The 19,650-nt window shown below is 44.3% G+C and carries 24 protein-coding genes, 1 pseudogene and 1 riboswitch; of the genes and pseudogenes, 20 read left to right on the top strand and 5 right to left on the bottom strand.

The window, feature by feature from the left end; genetic code table 11:
- The first annotated feature begins 48 nt into the window (after nt 1–48).
- Both ACFVU8_RS05510 and ACFVU8_RS05505 read left to right on the top strand, forming a co-directional pair.
- The gene (locus tag ACFVU8_RS05510; RefSeq protein ID WP_379466888.1) at nt 49–435 is read left to right on the top strand and encodes a YopX family protein; all 387 of its coding nucleotides are present in this window, start codon (nt 49–51) and stop codon (nt 433–435) included.
- Nucleotides 432–809, top strand: coding sequence for an ASCH domain-containing protein (locus ACFVU8_RS05505; protein ID WP_379466889.1), 378 nt, complete (start codon nt 432–434; stop codon nt 807–809). Before ACFVU8_RS05510 ends, ACFVU8_RS05505 begins: the two co-directional genes overlap by 4 nt.
- Before the next feature lie 408 nt (nt 810–1,217).
- Here the strand turns inward: ACFVU8_RS05505 and ACFVU8_RS05500 are convergent, their stop codons facing one another.
- Complete coding sequence (locus ACFVU8_RS05500) at nt 1,218–1,829, bottom strand: hypothetical protein (RefSeq protein WP_387426160.1); 612 nt, start codon at nt 1,827–1,829, stop codon at nt 1,218–1,220.
- A gap of 538 nt (nt 1,830–2,367) precedes the next feature.
- On the opposite strand from ACFVU8_RS05500, the gene ACFVU8_RS05495 reads away from it, so the two are divergent.
- Entirely contained in the window at nt 2,368–2,544 is a 177-nt protein-coding gene (locus ACFVU8_RS05495) for a sporulation protein Cse60 (protein WP_387426159.1), read from the top strand.
- Between the two features lie 213 nt (nt 2,545–2,757).
- On the opposite strand, the gene ACFVU8_RS05490 is transcribed toward ACFVU8_RS05495, so the two are convergent.
- On the bottom strand, nt 2,758–3,183 hold the full coding sequence (locus ACFVU8_RS05490; RefSeq protein WP_387426157.1) for a hypothetical protein: 426 nt from the start codon (nt 3,181–3,183) through the stop codon (nt 2,758–2,760).
- Between the two features lie 5 nt (nt 3,184–3,188).
- Between ACFVU8_RS05490 and ACFVU8_RS05485 the strand changes: the two genes are divergently transcribed.
- The 9 genes from ACFVU8_RS05485 (at nt 3,189) to ACFVU8_RS05445 (ending at nt 10,274) form a co-directional block, all read left to right on the top strand.
- On the top strand, nt 3,189–3,347 hold the full coding sequence (locus ACFVU8_RS05485; protein ID WP_387426155.1) for a phage terminase small subunit-related protein: 159 nt from the start codon (nt 3,189–3,191) through the stop codon (nt 3,345–3,347).
- Between the two features lie 62 nt (nt 3,348–3,409).
- A complete protein-coding gene (gene terS, locus ACFVU8_RS05480; protein ID WP_387426154.1) occupies nt 3,410–4,012 on the top strand; it encodes a phage terminase small subunit in 603 nt (200 codons plus the stop codon).
- Nucleotides 4,009–4,602 (top strand): phage terminase large subunit, encoded by a 594-nt coding sequence (locus tag ACFVU8_RS05475; RefSeq protein ID WP_387426153.1) that lies wholly within the window; start codon nt 4,009–4,011, stop codon nt 4,600–4,602. The genes terS and ACFVU8_RS05475 overlap by 4 nt, the downstream gene beginning before the upstream one ends.
- Complete coding sequence (locus ACFVU8_RS05470; protein ID WP_387426152.1) at nt 4,542–4,787, top strand: phage terminase large subunit; 246 nt, start codon at nt 4,542–4,544, stop codon at nt 4,785–4,787. Before ACFVU8_RS05475 ends, ACFVU8_RS05470 begins: the two co-directional genes overlap by 61 nt.
- Entirely contained in the window at nt 4,769–5,014 is a 246-nt protein-coding gene (locus ACFVU8_RS05465) for a DUF7667 family protein (protein WP_379466891.1), read from the top strand. Before ACFVU8_RS05470 ends, ACFVU8_RS05465 begins: the two co-directional genes overlap by 19 nt.
- Nucleotides 5,015–5,286: 272 nt before the next feature.
- Nucleotides 5,287–6,273, top strand: coding sequence for a phosphotransferase enzyme family protein (locus ACFVU8_RS05460; protein WP_387426150.1), 987 nt, complete (start codon nt 5,287–5,289; stop codon nt 6,271–6,273).
- A gap of 129 nt (nt 6,274–6,402) precedes the next feature.
- Nucleotides 6,403–7,857: a benzaldehyde dehydrogenase gene (yfmT, locus tag ACFVU8_RS05455; RefSeq protein ID WP_387426149.1), complete on the top strand. Its 1,455-nt coding sequence runs from the start codon at nt 6,403–6,405 to the stop codon at nt 7,855–7,857.
- A 17-nt stretch (nt 7,858–7,874) separates the two neighbouring features.
- A complete protein-coding gene (locus tag ACFVU8_RS05450; protein ID WP_379466894.1) occupies nt 7,875–8,741 on the top strand; it encodes a methyl-accepting chemotaxis protein in 867 nt (288 codons plus the stop codon).
- Nucleotides 8,742–8,957: 216 nt separating this feature from the next.
- Nucleotides 8,958–10,274: a serine hydrolase domain-containing protein gene (locus ACFVU8_RS05445; RefSeq protein WP_387426148.1), complete on the top strand. Its 1,317-nt coding sequence runs from the start codon at nt 8,958–8,960 to the stop codon at nt 10,272–10,274.
- 153 nt (nt 10,275–10,427) lie between these two features.
- On the opposite strand, the gene ACFVU8_RS29970 is transcribed toward ACFVU8_RS05445, so the two are convergent.
- The gene (locus tag ACFVU8_RS29970; protein ID WP_483875053.1) at nt 10,428–10,739 is read right to left on the bottom strand and encodes an alpha-helical endospore appendage domain-containing protein; all 312 of its coding nucleotides are present in this window, start codon (nt 10,737–10,739) and stop codon (nt 10,428–10,430) included.
- 273 nt (nt 10,740–11,012) lie between these two features.
- Here ACFVU8_RS29970 and ACFVU8_RS05440 point away from each other — a divergent pair, with 273 nt between their 5' ends.
- From ACFVU8_RS05440 to ACFVU8_RS05435, 3 genes and pseudogenes are all read left to right on the top strand, one after another.
- Nucleotides 11,013–11,255 carry a hypothetical protein gene (locus ACFVU8_RS05440; RefSeq protein WP_387426146.1) on the top strand — a complete coding sequence of 81 codons (243 nt, stop codon included), beginning with the start codon at nt 11,013–11,015 and terminating at the stop codon, nt 11,253–11,255.
- Between the two features lie 18 nt (nt 11,256–11,273).
- A pseudogene (locus ACFVU8_RS29965) lies at nt 11,274–11,426 on the top strand (hypothetical protein); the annotation flags it as partial.
- A gap of 27 nt (nt 11,427–11,453) precedes the next feature.
- On the top strand, nt 11,454–11,711 hold the full coding sequence (locus tag ACFVU8_RS05435; RefSeq protein ID WP_387426145.1) for a hypothetical protein: 258 nt from the start codon (nt 11,454–11,456) through the stop codon (nt 11,709–11,711).
- 107 nt (nt 11,712–11,818) lie between these two features.
- Here ACFVU8_RS05435 and ACFVU8_RS05430 read toward each other — a convergent pair whose 3' ends face one another.
- Nucleotides 11,819–12,430, bottom strand: a complete 612-nt coding sequence (locus tag ACFVU8_RS05430; RefSeq protein WP_387426143.1) for a TetR/AcrR family transcriptional regulator — start codon at nt 12,428–12,430, stop codon at nt 11,819–11,821.
- 136 nt (nt 12,431–12,566) lie between these two features.
- On the opposite strand from ACFVU8_RS05430, the gene ACFVU8_RS05425 reads away from it, so the two are divergent.
- The 4 genes from ACFVU8_RS05425 (at nt 12,567) to ACFVU8_RS05410 (ending at nt 17,022) form a co-directional block, all read left to right on the top strand.
- Complete coding sequence (locus ACFVU8_RS05425) at nt 12,567–14,099, top strand: FAD-dependent oxidoreductase (protein ID WP_379466898.1); 1,533 nt, start codon at nt 12,567–12,569, stop codon at nt 14,097–14,099.
- 140 nt (nt 14,100–14,239) lie between these two features.
- A complete protein-coding gene (locus ACFVU8_RS05420; protein WP_387426142.1) occupies nt 14,240–15,058 on the top strand; it encodes an alpha/beta fold hydrolase in 819 nt (272 codons plus the stop codon).
- Nucleotides 15,059–15,737: 679 nt separating this feature from the next.
- Nucleotides 15,738–16,388, top strand: a complete 651-nt coding sequence (locus tag ACFVU8_RS05415) for a DUF5071 domain-containing protein (RefSeq protein WP_387426140.1) — start codon at nt 15,738–15,740, stop codon at nt 16,386–16,388.
- Complete coding sequence (locus tag ACFVU8_RS05410; protein ID WP_387426139.1) at nt 16,381–17,022, top strand: NUDIX hydrolase; 642 nt, start codon at nt 16,381–16,383, stop codon at nt 17,020–17,022. Before ACFVU8_RS05415 ends, ACFVU8_RS05410 begins: the two co-directional genes overlap by 8 nt.
- Nucleotides 17,023–17,197: 175 nt before the next feature.
- On the opposite strand, the gene ACFVU8_RS05405 is transcribed toward ACFVU8_RS05410, so the two are convergent.
- Entirely contained in the window at nt 17,198–18,523 is a 1,326-nt protein-coding gene (locus tag ACFVU8_RS05405; RefSeq protein ID WP_387426138.1) for an APC family permease, read from the bottom strand.
- Nucleotides 18,524–18,756: 233 nt separating this feature from the next.
- Nucleotides 18,757–18,866, top strand: a riboswitch (guanidine-I (ykkC/yxkD leader).
- A gap of 70 nt (nt 18,867–18,936) precedes the next feature.
- Between ACFVU8_RS05405 and ACFVU8_RS05400 the strand changes: the two genes are divergently transcribed.
- On the top strand, nt 18,937–19,650 hold the full coding sequence (locus tag ACFVU8_RS05400) for an urea amidolyase associated protein UAAP1 (RefSeq protein WP_387426136.1): 714 nt from the start codon (nt 18,937–18,939) through the stop codon (nt 19,648–19,650).

Here is a 19,650-nt window from a genome sequence, read left to right as displayed (position 1 = left end):
CGAAAGGTAGCAATATTGCAAAATTCAGAAATATGAGGCATAACCATTATGAGCATACAACCGAAATACCGCGCTTGGTATAAGCCGAAAGGCATCATGATTGAGCCAGAAAATCTGGAAGCAATCAACTTTGAAACAAAGACAATTGCTGTCTACAAGGAAATGGACGGCAAGGGGTACAATGTGCTTCGGATGTCTGATTTTGAACTGATGCAATACACTGGCCGCAAAGACAGTAACGACAAAGAGATTCATCACAAGGATTTATGGCGTTTTCACGGTAACACATACATGGTTGAATGGGACGACGAATATGCCATGTTCTACTTTAAACACAATGGTGAACGTGCAACGGATGATGACCACATCAAGCTTTTTGTCAGTGACCAGGGCGAGGTTATCGGGAACGTATTCCAAGGAGTGGTGCAAGCATGAAGGCTATTACGATAATCCAACCCTGGGCGACACTGATTGCCATCGGTGAGAAACGTTTTGAAACCCGCAGCTGGGCAACGAAGAAGCGCGGACCACTCGCAATACATGCTGGAAAGAAGATCGACAAGGATGCCTGCCAAGAGTCGGAGATCAGCAGTGCGCTGGAGCGACACGGATACACCGCTGATAACCTTCCTACTGGGGCTGTGGTGGCAACATGTAATTTAGCGAATGTTTATCCAATTACTCATCACTTTGAGTATTCAGGCGAGGCTGCTTCAATAAACGCCGAAGGAGTAATTGAGGAAATATTCGAGGGTAACAAGCGCGTTTGGATGGTACGCGGTAGGTCGCTACGCATGGGAATTGCATGAAGTACGAAAACTATCGGAGCCAATCCCAGGCAAGGGGCAGCTGAGATTGTGGGAATGGGGTGGAGCAACATTATTTAAGTCTTGAGCGGATGAATAATACCACACCCAAAAACAGGGCGCTGTAGGAAGATTGCAACTGTAGTCTCCCAAGCTCGCCACCATTTGAGGGTAAATTAAAGAATATCTGGTACATGTAATAAAGAAATAGTGTAATGCCTATTACCACAAGAAAATTCATTACTTTCTTCATGAAGGCACGATCCTTCCAAAATAATAAACGACCCCCATATCCTTGGCCGGGGCGGGGGTCGTTAGCGGTAAAACGTTCCTCTTGACATTATAACATGACAAAGGGGAACGAGGGGAATGGCGATGGCATACGAACAAGGGGAATTGTTTGCAGAAGCATCAGAGGAGGAGATTGCATAGACCGAGTTCTACCTCGAACGATATAAGGATATGATTCTGTTCATCGCGGATTTCGAAGGAAACGAAGCAGATATGGCCCAGGTGGCCATCGATGGAGAGTCTGCTCGCAGGTTGAGTGCGAACGAGCTTCATGCTGACAAAACGGCTAATGTCGTGATCCTGACCGAAAAAAAGCAATAGATGTATGAGCGGTACCGTGTTTATACTTACATGATCTTCCGGGCATATAATCTGATCCGGCACCAGGGAATAAAGAAGGTAATCAAGGCGCGCTTCATTGAAGGGCATACGCGCGGCAATACGGTCCTGTTCGCATATGAATCTGGCAGCACTGCGGATCGATACATTGAGAAGGGCACCAAGATGATAGTAAACTCCTTGGCCCAGATGGGATTCTTCGATGAGATTCTGAAGAGGAATTGATGATAACATGGCGGAATAACGGGGTTTTCTGAACGCCACATGAGGATTTGACCGTGCTATATTGGTAATGTGGAAATCAGGCGAGAGTGACACGCACGGCTGCATCGAGGCAGCGTTAACCGAGGCGTACCTCCTCTGGTTTTTCATGCATATGCCGTCCTTGCTCATTCCCCCTGACCTCCAGGGCAGCGACCACAGCTGATAAAGGATGGATCGTGGAGGTTGCCGGCCGCCTGAGTAAGTGCCGGATTATCAAATAAGTGAGAAAATAGTAGAGAATCTATGATTTACAGGGGCACAATTGCTTTGATCGGGTTCAGTGGTTTTGACTCCAATTTCTCCAGGTCAGTAAAATGGTCTTGTTCTCCTTTGGAACTTGGGTGAGAAATTTTTTAAGCAAAGAGCATAGCGTTTTGCTGCGGATGCGGAGCGGCCGCCATGATCTGGCCAGGCTTCTAGCACGATGTAACTATATACATATTCCAAGGTCGCTCATTATTGGGCGGCTTTTTTTGTTTGGAGGAATTGTTTTGAAGAAGAGAAAGCAACAGCAGCGGTTAAAAGGCCCGCCCGAGCAACCGTTGAAGTGCAAAGGCTGTATGTGGGGCCAGTGGACAGGGACGAAGCAGTTTTGTTCCAGGGAGAAGTGCCAGAAGGGAAAACCTTCTTGAACGTCGAAATATGATGTCGAAGGGAGGGGATGCTTGTGATAAAAACAAAAATATTTTCTCAGTCCGATCAAAAAAAACTTGAGAACGAGGTAAACCAATTTATCCATAGAATTAGTAGAAAGAATCTTATAGATATCAAATTCAGTGCTTCCACCACAAAAGGTTCATTAACAGGCGAATTATATACAGTTTTAATAATTTATGAAGAATAGTAACGGGCACCTTCGGGTGCTTTTTTCATGCCTATAAATGACCTTCTGTGAGGCGTTTTATGGGCGTTGCTCAGTTGTACGTCCGTTTGTGGGGACAAGACTGGAGAAGGTCAGGGCGGTACGAGGCAAGCAGCGTGTGAACGGGTTTGAGTCTGATCCTACAGCAAAACCGACATAACATAAAATGGAGTCTATATTGCAGTATTTAAAATCTCATCTCTTGTCTAGAATTTCATCTAAAAGATTTATGATAATGGTGTATCCATCGCATAGTTTGGAGGTTTCCATAGTTTTTTTATGCATCTTGCTCACTAATACTGTTAATACAAAAGTCAACAAAATGAAGAGTAGAATAACAATCTGAAACCCGATATATTGAGGGTTGTTTGAGGTTGCTATTAAACTAATAATGATTGCGAAAATTGAGACCAATATCGCCATAATATTTAAATGATTTCCAATCATCTGTGAGGTGAATAATTGACCTTGAAGGTAATATTTAGCGTTCGTCAGTTCTTCCTTACTCATCTCGCTTGTAACCATTAGCAGATGTGTTCTAGCGATTCTAATATCATCAGGAGTTTTCTTTTTCTTTTTCATTAAGTACTTCTCAACCTCTTGTATTCTTTCATACGACATAATTCATGCCTCCTATTGTTATAAGAGCTTTATCGGCCAATAAAAGTAAAATGTTAACAATTCATCCCGGGGGTGGTGATAATGTAATGGCCAGAACAAAAGATCCGAACCGTGACCAAGCACATCAGATATGGCTTAATCATGGCGGAAATATAACCAATTGACAGATCGCTGAGCAACTGGGCATCGACGAAAAAAAGGTCGCCATCTGGAAGCAGCGCGACAAATGGATTGTTGTACAACAAAAGCGCGAGCCCCGAAGGGTAACAAGAACGCCGTCAGCAACCGAGGCGGTGCTCCTCCTGGAAATCGTGGCGGTCATGGCGGACCGTTCCGCAACGACAAGGCTGTTACTCACGGTTTCTTCCGCAAGTTCCTTTCAGACGATACAGCCGAGATCATGGAGCAGCTTGAAACTCGTTCTCCCATTGATATGTTGTGGGATCAGATCACGATCCAGTACGCTGCCATTCTCCGGGCGCAGCAGATCATGCATGTTAAGGATCAGGCTGATTTAACAAAGGAATTGAAGAAGTCCAAGCTGGTGACCACCGAGAAATCGGATAATGAAGAAACAGAGTGGGAGATTCAGTTTGCTTGGGATAAGCACGCGACCTTCTTAACCGCACAGAGTCGGGCGATGACCACATTGCAGAACCTTATTCGACAATACGACGATATGTGCCGGCAGGATGGAGCGGATACGGAGCAGGAGTTACGTGTTGAGAAACTCAAGAAGGAAATTTCGATTCTTGATAAGAAAGGCGGAAGCGATGGCAGTAAGCCGCCTCTACACATCATTATTGATTACGGGGATGATTCCTCATGAGTGCTCCTGTAGTCGTGGGCTTTAATGTACATTTTAAGATGATTAACCTTTCTCTTCACCGGTACCGCGTTCTACGTGGAAGTGCTGGTTCAGGCAAGTCTGTCAATCTCGCACAGGACTATATACTGAAGCTTGGAGATCCGAAGTATGAGGGCGCCAACCTGCTGTGTGTCCGGAAGGTCAACGAGACCAATCGAAACAGCACCTATGCTGAACTAGTCGGAGCGATTAACCGCATTTACGGCGACCGAGCTGAGGAGTATTGGGAAGTTCTACGTTCACCACTGATGATCCGCAGCCGTGTTACGGGCAATGAGATCATATTCCGAGGCATGAATGATGTACGGGACCGGGAAAAGGTCAAGTCCATCACCTTCACGAAGGGAAAGCTAGTTTGGATCTGGGTAGAGGAAGCAACGGAATTGCAAGAATCTGACGTCGACATCCTGGATGACCGGTTGCGTGAGGTTCTGCTGAATCCAAATCTATACTATCAGATCACTTTCAGATCACTTTCAGCTTTAATCCGGTGTCAGCATCTCATTGGATTAAGAGAAAGTACTTCGATTATTCAAGCCCGGACATCTTGACTCATCATTCTACGTATCTCCAGAATCGTTTCATTGACGAAGCATACCATCGCCGCATGATGATGCGTAAAGAGCAGGATCCGGAAGGCTATGCAGTATACGGGGAAGGCGAGTGGGGCGCGCTCGGTGGCTTGATATTGGATGGTGATACAGGAGGTTGGTTATTATGTTGCCCGTACATTTGAGGTTAGCCGAAATCTTTCATATAAATATGACGGGAGCACTCACGCTGGAGGAAGCGAAGGAACTGCAGTACTGCTTGCGGGGGAATGCTAGGTATTGCTGGGACTACTTGATGATAGAGAACGACCAGTCCAGGCTGGCAAGTGCGACGAAGGATCATGAATGGCAGTTGGACCTACAGAGAAAGTTGGAGGTTCTGAGGTTGACGGGGAGAGTGCCGAAGATTTAAATACTATAATAGACTGGATTGAGATGAACGAAATTTCGAGTGTGACTTTTTAAAAAAGATCACGTAAAAGATCATACATTTGATAACAACATACAACAAATAATAAGCTCATTTAGTCAAGATATATCCATGAGAACTGGAAATAATAGTAAAAAATATAAAACAACACATGAATTATAAAGATTATCAATAAAGTAATATACTTCTTTTATTTACATAATAGCTTATGATTAGGCGATAATCATCTTTTTCACAAAGGAGCAGGATAGATCTTGATCAAAATATCCAATCACTCGCTGGACGCAATGGCCAAGAAATTCGGTACTCATATGGATGCCCTGACTTTTGTGGGCGGTGGAGGAGAGGAATCAGACGGTATTCTCTACAGCTATCGTTCCGGTTCCCGCGATATGGTTCTCAAGATTCTGGCCATTTCGAAGGGAAATGCCGATAGGGCGTTTAAAGAAATGGATGAACGCACCCGGTTTATCAACTATTTAGGAAGGCATGGGATGGACATCGCTTATCCGGTGCTGAACACGAACAATAATATCATAGAGACACTGGACACAGGTGATTATATCCTGGTTGCGTATGCGATGGATAGAATCCGCGGGAGAGTTCCGGGAGGTAATGATTATACTAAGGATTTCTACATCAGATACGGAACAATGATAGGAAAGCTGCACCGACTAACAAAGAATTATCCCACTTGGACAGGAAGTGCGCCGGATGGAGGCAGCGACGTACTGAGCTGGGAGGGGGAATGGGGCTCCTTTTATTCATGGTGCAAGGATGCGGAGGTTAAGCAAGCTTGGAAAAGTCTTAAGCGTGAACTGTCTGAACTTCCGGTAACGCGGGATACCTTTGGTTTAATCCACAACGATCCGCATATAAATAACATTATGCTAGAACATGACCGGATCGTCCTCATCGACTTTGATGTCGCCAATTATCACTGGTTCGCCAATGATATTGCTATTGCTTCACAATTTTTGTTGTTTTCGACAGCTGGTGGAATGAACGAGCCGTTCAAGGATATGGATGGTTTGAAATTTTTCTATACGCATTTTATGAATGGTTACGAAATGGAAAATCATCTGGACACGTTATTTCTAAATAAGCTGGAATTATTTATAAATTACCGCAGATTACTGATGTACACTGTTTCTCAGAGTTGGCTGGAATCGAACCCGGAGGACAAGGAATCTTGGAAGCGGATGATCCTGAACAGTCCGCAGCTCCATCTATTCAATTAAATCAAGTACAGGCGGGGATCAAAGATCACCCGTCTTTTTAATGAAGTAATTCCAAACAAATTATCGGTATTATGTCGATAAATAAATGTGAAGTTATTAATTGTCAAATCAACACGTTGGAGGGATAGTATGCAATACTCAAAATTAGGTAAACAATTTATTGCTGGGGAATGGAGAGATGGCAAGAGCGGTAAAACGCTGGCCGACATCAATCCATATAATGATGAGGTAATTACCGATTTTCAAATCGCGAGCGTGGCAGACATTGATGATGCTTATCAAGCTGCCTATAAAGCCAAGCTCGAATGGGACAAGGTTAACCCGTATCATAAACGTGATATCCTCGAGAATGCGGTTAAATATATTGAAGCGAATGAGGAAGAAATTTCGTCTATTATCGTCCAGGAGCTGGGCGGAACACGGCTGAAGGCTGCTTTTGAGATCGGTCTTGTGAAAAATATGATTAAGGAAGCAGCAACATTCCCACTTCGAATGGAAGGTAAGATTCTACCTTCTACAGAGGACGGCAAGGAGAATCGGTTGTACCGGATTCCAGCGGGCGTGGTTGGTGTAATCAGTCCGTTTAATTTCCCGTTCTTCTTGTCCATGAAGTCAGTTGCTCCAGCGCTTGGTGCCGGCAATGGCGTAGTGCTGAAGCCGCATGAGGATTCCCCTATTACTGGTGGAACACTGATTGGCAAGATTTTCGAAGAAGCGGGTATACCGAAAGGCCTATTGAATGTTGTAGTCACAGACATTAACGAGATTGGCGATGCGTTCGTTGAGCACCCAATTCCAAGAATAATTTCTTTCACAGGGTCGACAAAGGTCGGAAGCTATATTGGCCAACTGGCCGTCAAGAACTTCAAAAAACCGCTGCTGGAGCTCGGAGGAAATAGCGCATTCATAGTCCTGGAGGATGCGGATATCGACTACGCGGTACAAGCGGCGACATTCAGCAGATTCACACACCAAGGCCAGATCTGTATGTCGGCTAACCGGATTTTAGTACATAAGAACATCTATCAAGATTTTGTAGATAAATTCAGCGCGAAGGTCTCTACACTTACAACAGGTGATCCAAGTGAGCCGGGAATCATCATTGGACCTGTTATCAACGACCGTCAGGCAGATACGCTGCAGAAGCTGATTGCGAGGGGGATTGAGCAGGGAGCAGTTCCGCTGGTGCATGGTAAAATTACCGGCAGATTGGTGGAGCCTACAGTCCTCGCCAATGTCACACCGGATATGGAGGTAGCTCAAGAGGAGCTGTTCGGCCCGGTTGTATGCATTATTCCGTTCGAGACGGAAGAAGAAGCTATTAACATTGCGAACGATACCCGATTTGGTCTTAGCGGGGCCATTCACACCTCCAATCTTGAGCGTGGTGTAGAGATGGCGAAGAAGGTCCATACAGGTATGATCCATGTGAACGATGTCACGATTAACGACGAGCCCATTGTAGCTTTTGGCGGAGAGAAGCAGTCCGGCCTGGGCCGGTTGAACGGGGAATGGAGCTTGGATGAATTCACTACGTTGAAATGGATTTCTGTTAATTATGGACAAAGGACATTCCCGTACTAAGAACTGGAGGAAAATGTATGAGTACAGTCACTGAAGAGCAAACACAGCATGAGTTGATTAGATCTTTTGTAAAGGTAGCCCCACTACTGAATAGTCTTACTAACGATGACATTACGATTGGCATTTATGACACTGAGAAGCTGATCATCAACATTCCAGGTAAAACCTTCTCTCTGAATGTCACCCCCGGGGACCTGCTACGGGAAGGGGACATTGTGACGAACGCAATCAAGGCTAATAAGCCTTTGTCTGCTGTCGTTCCCAAAGAGTTGTTCGGATTTCCACTTGCTGCACACGCGATCCCGCTGCATGATGAACAAGGCAGAGTTATCGGTGGGGTAGGTATGGGGACAAGTCTTGAGAAAGCGAATAAGCTGTTTGAGATGGCCGAGAGTTTCTCGGCAATTGTCGAACAGACCACTGCCTCTATTGAAGAGATCAGCGAAGCTGTAACTCATCTAACCGACCGGGTGACTGACGTTACCACTCAAGTGAAGGATGTTAGCACAAGTGCACAGCAGATCGGTAAAATATCCACTGTTGTGAAGGAGATTTCGGATCAGAGTAACATGCTGGGTCTTAATGCTGCCATTGAAGCGGCACGAGCAGGGGAAGTGGGCAGAGGCTTTTCCGTTGTTGCCGATGAGATCCGGAAGTTGGCGACAAGCTCTAAGGAGAATGTGGACCAGATTAATGGTATTACGAAAAATATTCAGGATCTTCTCCTACGCTTAAATAATACGTTCACTGATATTCACAAGCTAGCCGATGGTCAGTCAGGCGCGATTCAGGAGTTCACTGCAACAATCCAGGAGATCAGTGCGAAAGCAGAGGAGTTAGCGCAAGTAGCGGAAGAATCCCTTTTCTCCAAAGATAACGGGTAATAAGGAGTAACTATAAGAATCCCAATTTCTCAGGTTTAACATGAGAGGTTGGGATTTTTTGTTGCTCCATTAAGGGGAAGATCAATCTCATTCGACCAAAACAACATTAAACATAGGGGGTACTTTAGTTCAAACCATTTTTTCTATATCATGTAAACCAAGCAAATGATACGGTGAATTCATAAAAATCAAATGCTGTATCTTTGGGAGGACACAATGTACAACTATCGGGAAAATGGGAGTCCATTGCACGCAATGTTGAGTGATTTTGCCCAAAATGGCTACATTCCGGCATTGGCCGTTGGAATAGTGAAGGACAATCATATTTTGTTTACTGGAGAATACGGAACAGCCAATTTATCGACTGGTGATCCTGCGGTTACCAGCACTTTGTTCCACCAAGCTTCCGTCTCCAAAACATTCGTTGTTACAGCCATTATGCAATTGGTTGAGCGTGGACAAGTAGATCTGGATTCACCAATTTCAAAATATCTCTCTTACTTTAAGATGGAGGATGATCGGCATCCATATATCACAGTTAGGCAGCTTCTGAATCATACCTCTGGCATGCCGGACGAGGAAGATTATGCGTGGGACCGGCCTGAGTACGACGAGCAAAGTCTTGAAAGATATGTTAAGAGTATCCGTTGTCACAAGCTGCTGAGCGAACCAGGTCTTAATTTCGCTTATAGTAATATAGGCTACGAGATTTTGGGCGACTTGATAGCAAAGGTTAGCGGAATGAGCTTCGAGCAGTATATGAAAGAATATATTCTTGAACCCGTAGGGATGCAGTCCAGTTCCTTTTTGAAGCAGGAGGTGGAAGCTCATCTTGCTGCACCTCATGTGCTCAGAACTTCTGCTGGGTACGGCGGCTATGTCAGCGATGTTTTTCCTTACAACAGAGCGCATGCGCCTAGCTCTACACTGTATACCAATATTGAAGATATGTGCCAATATATGCTGATGCATCTTAATCAGGGACTTGCAAAGAATGGGTATCATTCCTTGCAATCCGGCAGCTATGATGAGATGTGGAAGCCTCATGCAGCAACCGGATATGGGCAAGAGAAGGCGCAAATCGGTCTGGGGTGGTTTTTGGGAGAATATAAGGGTCGCCGAATCTTTTCACATTCCGGATGGGATACTGGTTTTCTAAGTGATCTGATTCTACTTCCTGATGAGAACATTGCCATTACTGTGATGACTAATTGCGACTATATCTGGCTTGGTAGTGTAACCTTTCCAATACTTGATCTAATGCTTGGCTCGAACATTCAGCAAATTAAGAAATCAATGGCAAACAAAGTGGCAGAGTTGGTCGTATCTCATGGAGTGGAGAAGGCGATGGAAGAGTATCACCAACTCAATACCATGGAACCTGATCAGTATTATTTAGCGGATTTTGAATTTTTGCGAATTGCCGAAGCATTAACGTGGAATGGCCACGAAGAAGACGCTTTACGTATTCTGACGTGTGCTACCGCAATATTGCCTGACAGTGAGTCGATTTCTAGAAGGTTGCAGTTATAGAACTTAAACGTTGGGTATACTTCAAGATCTCTATGGCCTTTAGGAATGAGAGAAATGGATTATGCGCTGTTGTATAGAAGAACCCCCCTCGGTTATTCCCGAAGTGGGTTCTTCTCCGAATAAGTTAAAGCTCTCAGCGATAAGGCGGGTGGATCACCGTATTATCGGGCGGGCAAGCTGGGTTGGGAGGGATGACGGAGGAGTGGAAATTGTCAAAAAGGCGATGGATATGAGCAGCAGATTATAAGCATCTTGACTTGTCACACTAATCGTTGGCGTTATATTCGGTACAGAAGTATTAAATTTCAGAAAATCCTTCGTTCGAATATTGCGGTTATGCTGGGCATGATGGGCAAAGGCTTGCATCTTCTCCGCTTCCGCATTGAGAATATGGGATATTGCCAGCTCGCTCATAGCGATGGAACTGAGCAGTAGCGATATCGTCTCTTTCTTGGTAACGGAAATGATGGGGGTTATATTCGATATGGATGGTTGCGATATCTATTAATGACCTCCTAAGCGCTACTTATTCGATTACAATAAAATTCCCATTCAACTAGAATCAATGTATGAGGTAGTAAACTTGTCCTATTCCCATAAAGAGATAGAAATTCTTCAATCTTAATTCAAACAGATTAATAGCTCAGGAATGAACTAATGAGAGGATGCATACCTTAGAATAGATTCTATGAGGCCTTCCCTGTTGCAGGTCTAATCGGAACGGACTCGAGGTGAACCATGACGAATCGTCCATTCAAAGATAACCATATAGAGCCTTCCGGCGACGACTTTCAGGACATTGCCCAGGAAGAGCTCGACCTATCAAGCTGGTCCGAGTATGGTGGCCAGGAACGGAACGTCAAACCCACAGTCAAGAACGCGATAGCAGAGTTAATAGTAGCGATGGCCGTGGACGAAGTGGCTATTGCCCAGTTGATTCGCGCTGAAGCTACGAATATCGAAGCTTTTGCAGGTAAGTAAAGGGAATTCCCCACCTCACCGACGAATCAGCAGATCATTGATTTTCAGCACGAGGTTGCCCGGGTAATGGAAACGATCGTGGAGAAGCAGAAGCTCTTCCTTCGAATGATAGAGACGAGTGTAAGACTACTTCATTGGGAGGAGGAAAGGGAGGGTGATTCCGATCCATAAGAAGAGAAGGTGGGAGGAGTTACACGTATGGCACGTAACAAGGAATTTGCCTGGTCAGATCTGCAATTAGCAGGTGAAGATACGCTGAAAAGCCTTCATATGCTACAAATCCAATCCAGCAATCATGTATCGCTGTTAAATGAACCAGCATTTCGGATCCAGCAAGTGACTGAACGATTACTTCAGTATATCCAGGTCTTACAGGGTGACTCGGACTCTTCGTCCAAGCCTTCAGCCCCTGAGCCGAGGACGGCTCAGAAACCGACGTTATTTTTCAAGAAATAACTACACAGGTAATATCATAACCATATGATGGACAAGACCCTCTGTCGAATTAACGGTCTAGGGTCTTCCTAGTGTGGAAGGATACATATATCTAATAGGATTCAACTTTAACATTCAAGCGTCGCAATCCGTTGCAGTAAATCTGGTGCATATTGTTCCGTCTGTCTAAAAGATTTGGAAAGTTCAGTGATGATCGTTCCCATCTCTACAGCAGAAAGCGGCATGCCGTTCATTAGCCAATCAATCATGATCCCGAACGCTCCGCTCAATTGGTATTTCATCGAATATCGATAATAGAGCTGTTTACTGAATTCTTTCTCATCTCCGCACAGTTCATTACTGTAGGCGCGTTCCAAACGATCGAAATGCTTCATCCATAAATGTTCAATATTGGCCTTCATCAGTCTCGTCGTGATTTGGCTCTCCCGCTCCAATCGCTCGAACAAAAGCCGTGGGATAGCATCCTCATTATTCTCACAATCTATCTTCTTGATATCGATAATGAATTCATTGAAGAACGTCTCGAGATACGTCTCTATGATGTCATCCTTACTCTTATAATTCCTGTAAAAGGTCTGTCTTGCAACACCCGCTTTGTTCGTAATGGCGGCAATCTTGATCTTCTCATAAGGGACAGTCTCTAAGAGGATCAACAAGGCTTCTAATATCCATTCTCTGGTGCGTTGAACTTGTATATTGATCTCGCGTTGTGCTTGCAACACTTTCACCTCTTTTGTCCATTTTCGCCCATCAGGCGGGGATTACGTTTGAACTCCACTATTATTCAAATTATAATATACTCGCATTAGTCGTAACAAATGTTGCCCTTACAACCAACCTACAGGTGCGAAAGGAATGAACATTATGGGACAAAAATTAGAATGTGGTAAAGCTCTGGTCATCGGAGCAGGCATTGCTGGCTTAATGACCGCACGTGTTCTGTCTGATTATTATGAGGAAGTCCTGATTGTCGAACGAGACGAATTTCCCACAGAACCTGAGAGTCGTTCAGGTGTACCCCAGTCGTTCCATCCCCACCGTGTGCTCCCTCGTGGCAGAATCATTCTAGAACGCTATTTCCCCGGCTATGTAGATACTTTAATAGAGTTGGGCGCTCAACCTACCCAAGGCGAGTCTACGATAACGGTTAATAAGTATGGGAGCTTGGTCAACCAACCCGCGGATAAAGATGCTTCGAGTAGCAGAGTGCTGCTGGAGTGGGTCCTGTATCAGCGTGTTCGGGAGATTTCAAATGTACGTTTTCTAGCAAACACAGAGGTTAAGGGGTTAGTCACTTCAGATGACCTGCAGACAGTCACAGGGATTTATACAAAATCTCGTGATGAGCTAAAAACTGAATCATCATTGACCGCGGATCTGGTGGTAGATGCAGCCGGACGTTCATCTAAAGTAATCAAATGGCTTGAAGCCCTTGGACAACAAGTTCCAGAACCGGAAATTCTGAAAGTTCCACTGGGATATAGCACCCGTTATTATAAAATCCCTTCACACGTTGATCAGAATTGGAAGTCTTTCTTCTATGATACTCAGGCAGGCGAGGGTGTAAGTGCCGTCATGGTGCACCGCATTGAAGATCATATTGCGGGGGCAACCATCGCCAGCACTGGAGGGGAACATTATCCTTCTACCAATGTTACCGAATTTGAGGAAGAATTGAAGCAGTTAGTGGCTCCTGAGATTGCAGAGGCACTCGAACAATTAGAGCCCTACCAAGGTCCACGGGGCTATCGCTTAGCGGAATCGGTTCGTCAGCATTTTGAGAAGCTGGAGAGCTGGCCCTCAGGATTGCTAGTGCTTGGAGATGCCTTATGCAGCTTCGACCCGATCTATGGGCAAGGCATGACCGTAGCTTCGATTGAAGCGGAGACCCTGGCTTCCTGCCTGGAAGAGCAGCTTAGTAATCCCCAGCCGAAGTTCGAGCTTCGTGTGCTCCACAGAATGCAGCAAGCCCTTGAACCCGCATGGTGGCTCAGCTCGGTGTCGGATTTACGTTGGAGAGGAGTCGAACATGTCTATTCGGAGCCTTTGAAAGGTATTACCTTTGCACAGAAATATATCGATTTGTATACGAAAAAAGCGACTGCATTGGCCCTCGAAGAAGGGAACAGAGCTCTCTTTTTCACCTTGTTCATGATGAACGGGTTAGTTCTTCCGCCGCGTGAGTTCTTTAATGCTCATTTATTGACCATGCTGTTAAATGATAACGGATCCGCGGAAGAGCAACGATTAAGAGCAGAACTTGCAGAAGAGGACCCTCAGAAGTTCCAAGCCAGAATAGATGAACTCATTCCTTCCTTTGAAGCTGCATACGATGACCGTCTGAAGGAAATGCTGGCCGCAAATTACCAGCACGCAGCAGCGGAATAAGTACTATATTTAATCCAAGAACGATCGCCCTGACTGCGGTCGTTCTTTTTTTGACTATGACAATGTTTGTCACTATTAATAGTTATACTTTAGCCTGTAAGTTCAACTAGGATCTTATTTTGGAAGGGGAAAGAATACAGGTGGCGAATGCTCATCATGAAATTGCAGCAGTGCGGAAATATTTTAAATCAGGGAATCTTCAGCTATCTTACTTAGACTTTGGCGGGGAAAGTCAACAAATACTGGTAATGCTTCATGGGGCAATGGCCAATGCTAGAACATTCTCGGAATTAGCGGATAGATTCAGTAACTGGCGGGTGATTTGTTTAGATCAACGCGGCCATGGTTGGAGTCAGCATGCTCCACAGGACGAATACTCCAGAGATCATTATGTAACGGATGTTCTGAAGCTGATCCAAACGGAGCTTGGAGGGAAACCGGTAACGATCCTAGGTCATTCCTTAGGTGGGGTAAACGCTTATCAGTTCGCCGCCCTTTACCCTGAATTGGTTCAGGCTGTGATTGTTGAAGATATCGGTGCAGAGATTCATTCTGACTTCTCATTTGCTAACAAACTCCCTTACCGGTCAGCCTCCTTAAAAGAATTGAGAGATTCGCTTATAAACATTGGCCTTCGGGCGATCGATTATTTCTCAGAAAGTGTGTTGGAGGATGAGCAGGGCTGGGGATTCCGCACCGACATGAAAGGGCTGCAAACTACCATAGCACAAGTAAATGGGGATTGGTGGGAGGACTGGTTATCATCCAGTTGTCCTATTCTACTGATTCATGGCCGAAAAAGCATCTTTTTCGACTTACCCCAAGCGGAACAGATGGAGGCAAGAAGGCCAAATACAAAGCTTGCTGTTTTTGAAAATTGCGGACACGGCGTCCATTCCGATGATTTGAATGGTTTTTATCAAGTGGTGAATGCATTTCTTGAGAATCTAACGCATTAGCATATATACCGCCGAACGCAGCGCATGACAGGCTGTTGAGACTTTCTCGATAGACTGAAAATGTCTTATAAAACTTTATCAAAGTAACGTAAAGAAACTAATTCTATTGTGTCTCGCAAATAAATGCAAATGGGTTCACCAGAACAGGAGAGCTTGATATAATTAATGAATTATATAAGTCGAACACAAGGTATAACAAAAAGCGAGTATCAGTGAACGGGAAAGTATGGGACTGTAGGCACAAAACGCTCGCCTGTAAGCTTTCTATAGGAAGCCAGCACCGGATCATAGTCTGCTGACAGATTTCAACCTCTAGAAGCGCTATTTTTCCCTTCACCTGTCGTCTTAACAGTGTAAAAGAAGGATCATCTCCCCAATTAACAGCATTTTTGTACCTTATTTTTCTTGAAATTAGTCAAAAGAGGTAACTAAGGTCATTTTTGTATCTTATTTCTCGAAAAAGTATGCTGAATGGGGTATTTCGGAAAATTTAAGGTACAATATTGCACTTAATCTCCACTAACACGTAGCTGCAGAGGATTTAAGGTACAAAAATGCCGCTAATTTCACATCCTATAATAAGATCTCTTTTTTCTTGACTATGTTTGTTTTTTAATGCGTTCTATCTAGTACAGGGTTTTCACTCACGCAAGTTCTTTAATAAAGGGGAGTCCCGCATGTGAATCACTCCTATATACCCGTTGATAAGCATGATTTTAAAAGTGTTGAAGCCCTTGCTGACATGAAAAGAGAAGAAGTTATTCCCTTGTTACCAGAACTATTGGAATGGATGCAGGATATGAACTGGCCTATCGCTTCCCCAATGGTGGACGTGTTACTTAAGTATAAGGTTGAAACCATACCGCACCTCAAAATCATCTTTTCTCAATCCGACAGTATCTGGACATACAACATCCTCGCTTATTTGATAAAAGATTGGAACACAGAGCTGATTTCAGAACTGTCCTCAAGCCTGCGAGAACTGGCACAAACGATGGATCACTATGAAGATACAGATCTGCTGTCTATTGAAATTTTGTATAACCATCGCTTGATAGAAACGGAGGAAGCAACCGAGCTATTAGTAAGGAAAGCGGGCGAAATAGAAGCGACCCTCCATAACTTTACAAAAGAACAAAAAGTCACATTCACGAAGTTAGAGCTTGAAAGATTACATATTCTAAACACGGATGCCAGGGGAATCTTAAATTACATAGAGGTTAACCGCAAATCCTTGAATGAAAAAGCTCAGTACGAAAATTTGCTTCGACGTTATCAGGAAATTGAGACCATGATAAATACGAATGGAGGCAGGTTCAATCGTGAATAGTGAAATGCTGAAGATTTTTGATGATAATCGAAATCCAATCGGGGTATCCACACGTGAGGAAGTACACAGATTGGGACTCTGGCACGAAACGTTTCACTGTTGGTTTATAAGCAGAGAAGGGAATAAAGATTATATCTACCTACAACTCCGGAGTGATCAGAAGAAGGATTATCCGAATCTACTGGACATTACAGCCGCCGGACATATATTGGCTCATGAAACAGTGCTTGATGGAATAAGAGAAGTGCACGAAGAAATAGGTATTGAGGTTACCATTGATGAATTAGAGTCATTAGGAGTTATTGATTATATTACCGAGCAGCCTAACCTTATTGATAAAGAGCTGGCGAATGTATTTCTTTATAGATACACCAAAACACTTGAAGATTTTACACTACAAGAAGAAGAGGTAGCTGGGATTTTCAAGGCCGAATTTGATGATTTTTACGATCTTTGGCACAGGGAGAAGGAGCAGGTTCAAGCCAGTGGATTTATTATGGAAAGCGGTGGGGTCAAGGTTCCGGTGAAGAAGATGTTTGATAAAGATCACTTCGTTCCCCATGAGGAATCATTTTATCAACATATTGCGAGACTAATAAGAGAGTGTTTAATCAAGAAACCATTTATCCGATAAAAGGACTGGTGCCTCTCTGCCCTACAGCAAGCTGACTATAGGAAAGCATCAATAACAATTCATCCAAATCAAAAGACGAGCTGAGAAGCCCGTCTTTTTGTGCTGACTTTGTAGTAATAACCACTTTTTTATTTGAAAATTGGTATGTTCATCACTTTATGACGTCCTGGTAGTCCTAGACCGCTTTATCCACCTCCACCATTGGTAATGGAGCTGATTTCATTCCTCTCAAAGTGTAGTACATAAATCCTACAACAAGCCACCCAGAGCCCAGCAGCAACGATGAGAGATCCAACAGCGTGATGAGATAAAATACAAATCCTGCGCCGATAAGCGGGCAGAGAAAACGTAATAACAGATCTTTCCGAGAACGTTGCTTTTGACGGATGACGTAATGGAAAATGACGGAGAGATTCACGAACAGAAATGCGGTTAATGCGCCAAAATTAACAAATTTGATTGCGGTTTCGAGGCTGATGAAGATCGCAGACAACGAGATTACGCTTGCCAAAATAATGTTGAATACAGGGGTTCGTAATGTAGGGTGGACAGATGCGAATTTTCGCGGCAATAGAGAGGTTCTGCCCATCACGAACAATAGGCGGGTTACGGTCGTCATGGAAGACATCCCTTGGGACAATACGGAGAAAATAATGACAAAGGTAAAGATGGATGCAAGCAGGCTGCCTCCGATGGATTGCATCAGTTCAAATCCTGCGGAGTCCACATTGGTAGAAGTAAAGGAAGGGTACATTTGCTGAATGAGGTAGGCCGTGCCGAAATACATTAAACCTGCCAACAAAACGATCACTAAAATGGCATGGGGAATGGTTTTCTTCGGATTTTTGGTTTCTTCGGCCATCGTAGTAATGGAATCAAAACCAAGGAAAGAGAAGCAGACAAGCGAAGCACCGGCAAGGATGGATGAGAAAGATACACCTTCTTTAACTGCAAAAGGGTTCAATCCGGCAGTTATACCGCCTTGCAGAGCTCTGTACACAAGCAAGGAGCAGAAACCGGCAATGAAGATGATCTGCATCAGCACAAAGATTTTGCTAACATTGGCCGAGGTCTTAATCCCGATGATATTAATGATCATGACTACAAGGGTACATCCAATAATCCAGACGGAGGAAGGAATGGAAGTGAACTGTGCATGCAGATTGATACCGAACATGAGCACTGCAATGATACAAGAGAAAAGATAATCCAGTAGAATGGCCCAGCCCACTAGAAAACCAATGAAAGGATTCATGGACTTGGTGACATACGTATACGCGGAACCTGACACAGGGAAGGCACGAGCCATTTGACCATAACTTAAAGCCGTGAACAAGATCGCTACAAAAGCCAGGAGATATGCGGCCAAAAGCATACCACCAGATCCTGCATACAACACACCGAAGCTGGTGAAAAAAATCATAGGCGACATCCAGGACAATCCCATGGTCACGACATGTACTAGAGATAAATTTCTTTTCAAGGTCAGATTATCTGACATAAAATCTCCTCCTTCAGTTTGCGATGAATACTTGCTGTTTTAAACCAATGTCATGACACCTCACATTAAATCAAGGTTTTTCGTAAAAAACAAGCTTTTTTTCTTCGGTTTTCAAAAAAACAACCAATAATCTAACACTGAAAACGTCGATATTATTGAAATAACTAAAAATTCGAAATATTTTCTTGTCATGATTTTTATTGTGTGTTAGGATTGTTTACACAAACCAAATAACAAATGTTTTCTAGGGTTCCGAACTGCTCCGGCGGTTGGCTGGTCCGAGAGAAAACGCATGGATGCCACATCGCAACCGTGTACACGGCGGGAAAAAAGCCCGGGAGAATTTACCAAGTCTTATCTTTGGTATTTCTCCCGGGCTTTTTTATTTTTTTTCACTAACAGGAGGGAATGACATGAGTTCAATCCGTATTCAAGCAGGCGGCAAATGGTCCGGTTATATTCGCAGAGGGAAAAGCATTGTAATAACAGCAGCTGGCGAACGCGCCAATCTGACAACTCTGCTATATCATGCATCTGATCCTTCCGAGCGTTATAACATGCCTGACACCTTAAAGGCTCAACACACCGCTTATTTGACAGCGGGCCATGTACTCATGAGTGACCAGGGCCGGGTGCTTGCATCGATTACCAATGACACGGCAGGCTGGCACGACACTTTAGCCGGGTATACAACACGAGCAATGACGGATCAGAAATATGGTTACAGCCGGTATCAGGATGAACGTAATGCCTGGCTCCGCAGCGGTTATGAGAATCTGATCGTTGAAATGTACCGGCATGGGCTTGCCCCCCGCGATCTCAGTACTCCGGTGAACTTTTTTTCCAAAGTGGTATGTGAACTGGACGGTACAATGCGGTATGAGCGTCAGCTAACGGCAGGGACATCGGTTACTTTGCGCACGGAAATGGATGTACTTCTTGTGTTGTCGAACACACCTAATCCGCTGGACCCGCAAGAAAGCTACCCCGATACCGCCATTGAACTCCTGTTCAGTGATGCTGAGACGGTGAGACCTGATGACCGCTGCGTGGTCCACTGTAATGAGAACCGGAGAGCTTTTGAAAATACATGGAATGCCTATTCGTTACTGAAGGGAGCGAACTAA

Origin of the sequence: Paenibacillus sp. NPDC058177 (assembly GCF_042883835.1) — a bacterium.
GTDB classification, from domain to species: domain Bacteria; phylum Bacillota; class Bacilli; order Paenibacillales; family Paenibacillaceae; genus Paenibacillus_AQ; species Paenibacillus_AQ agri.
This window is presented reverse-complemented; position numbering and strand designations above follow the sequence as displayed.

What these genes read in the sequence shown, in the direction of transcription:
- ACFVU8_RS05510 (WP_379466888.1), top strand. Translation starts at nt 49, where the DNA reads ATGAGCATACAACCGAAATACCGCGCTTGGTATAAGCCGAAAGGCATC.
- ACFVU8_RS05505 (WP_379466889.1), top strand. Translation starts at nt 432, where the DNA reads ATGAAGGCTATTACGATAATCCAACCCTGGGCGACACTGATTGCCATC.
- ACFVU8_RS05500 (WP_387426160.1), bottom strand. Translation starts at nt 1,829, where the DNA reads ATGAGCAAGGACGGCATATGCATGAAAAACCAGAGGAGGTACGCCTCG.
- ACFVU8_RS05490 (WP_387426157.1), bottom strand. Translation starts at nt 3,183, where the DNA reads ATGTCGTATGAAAGAATACAAGAGGTTGAGAAGTACTTAATGAAAAAG.
- ACFVU8_RS05485 (WP_387426155.1), top strand. Translation starts at nt 3,189, where the DNA reads ATGCCTCCTATTGTTATAAGAGCTTTATCGGCCAATAAAAGTAAAATG.
- terS (WP_387426154.1), top strand. Translation starts at nt 3,410, where the DNA reads ATGGATTGTTGTACAACAAAAGCGCGAGCCCCGAAGGGTAACAAGAAC.
- ACFVU8_RS05475 (WP_387426153.1), top strand. Translation starts at nt 4,009, where the DNA reads ATGAGTGCTCCTGTAGTCGTGGGCTTTAATGTACATTTTAAGATGATT.
- ACFVU8_RS05465 (WP_379466891.1), top strand. Translation starts at nt 4,769, where the DNA reads ATGTTGCCCGTACATTTGAGGTTAGCCGAAATCTTTCATATAAATATG.
- yfmT (WP_387426149.1), top strand. Translation starts at nt 6,403, where the DNA reads ATGCAATACTCAAAATTAGGTAAACAATTTATTGCTGGGGAATGGAGA.
- ACFVU8_RS05450 (WP_379466894.1), top strand. Translation starts at nt 7,875, where the DNA reads ATGAGTACAGTCACTGAAGAGCAAACACAGCATGAGTTGATTAGATCT.
- ACFVU8_RS05445 (WP_387426148.1), top strand. Translation starts at nt 8,958, where the DNA reads ATGTACAACTATCGGGAAAATGGGAGTCCATTGCACGCAATGTTGAGT.
- ACFVU8_RS05440 (WP_387426146.1), top strand. Translation starts at nt 11,013, where the DNA reads ATGACGAATCGTCCATTCAAAGATAACCATATAGAGCCTTCCGGCGAC.
- ACFVU8_RS05435 (WP_387426145.1), top strand. Translation starts at nt 11,454, where the DNA reads ATGGCACGTAACAAGGAATTTGCCTGGTCAGATCTGCAATTAGCAGGT.
- ACFVU8_RS05425 (WP_379466898.1), top strand. Translation starts at nt 12,567, where the DNA reads ATGAACATTATGGGACAAAAATTAGAATGTGGTAAAGCTCTGGTCATC.
- ACFVU8_RS05405 (WP_387426138.1), bottom strand. Translation starts at nt 18,523, where the DNA reads ATGTCAGATAATCTGACCTTGAAAAGAAATTTATCTCTAGTACATGTC.
- ACFVU8_RS05400 (WP_387426136.1), top strand. Translation starts at nt 18,937, where the DNA reads ATGAGTTCAATCCGTATTCAAGCAGGCGGCAAATGGTCCGGTTATATT.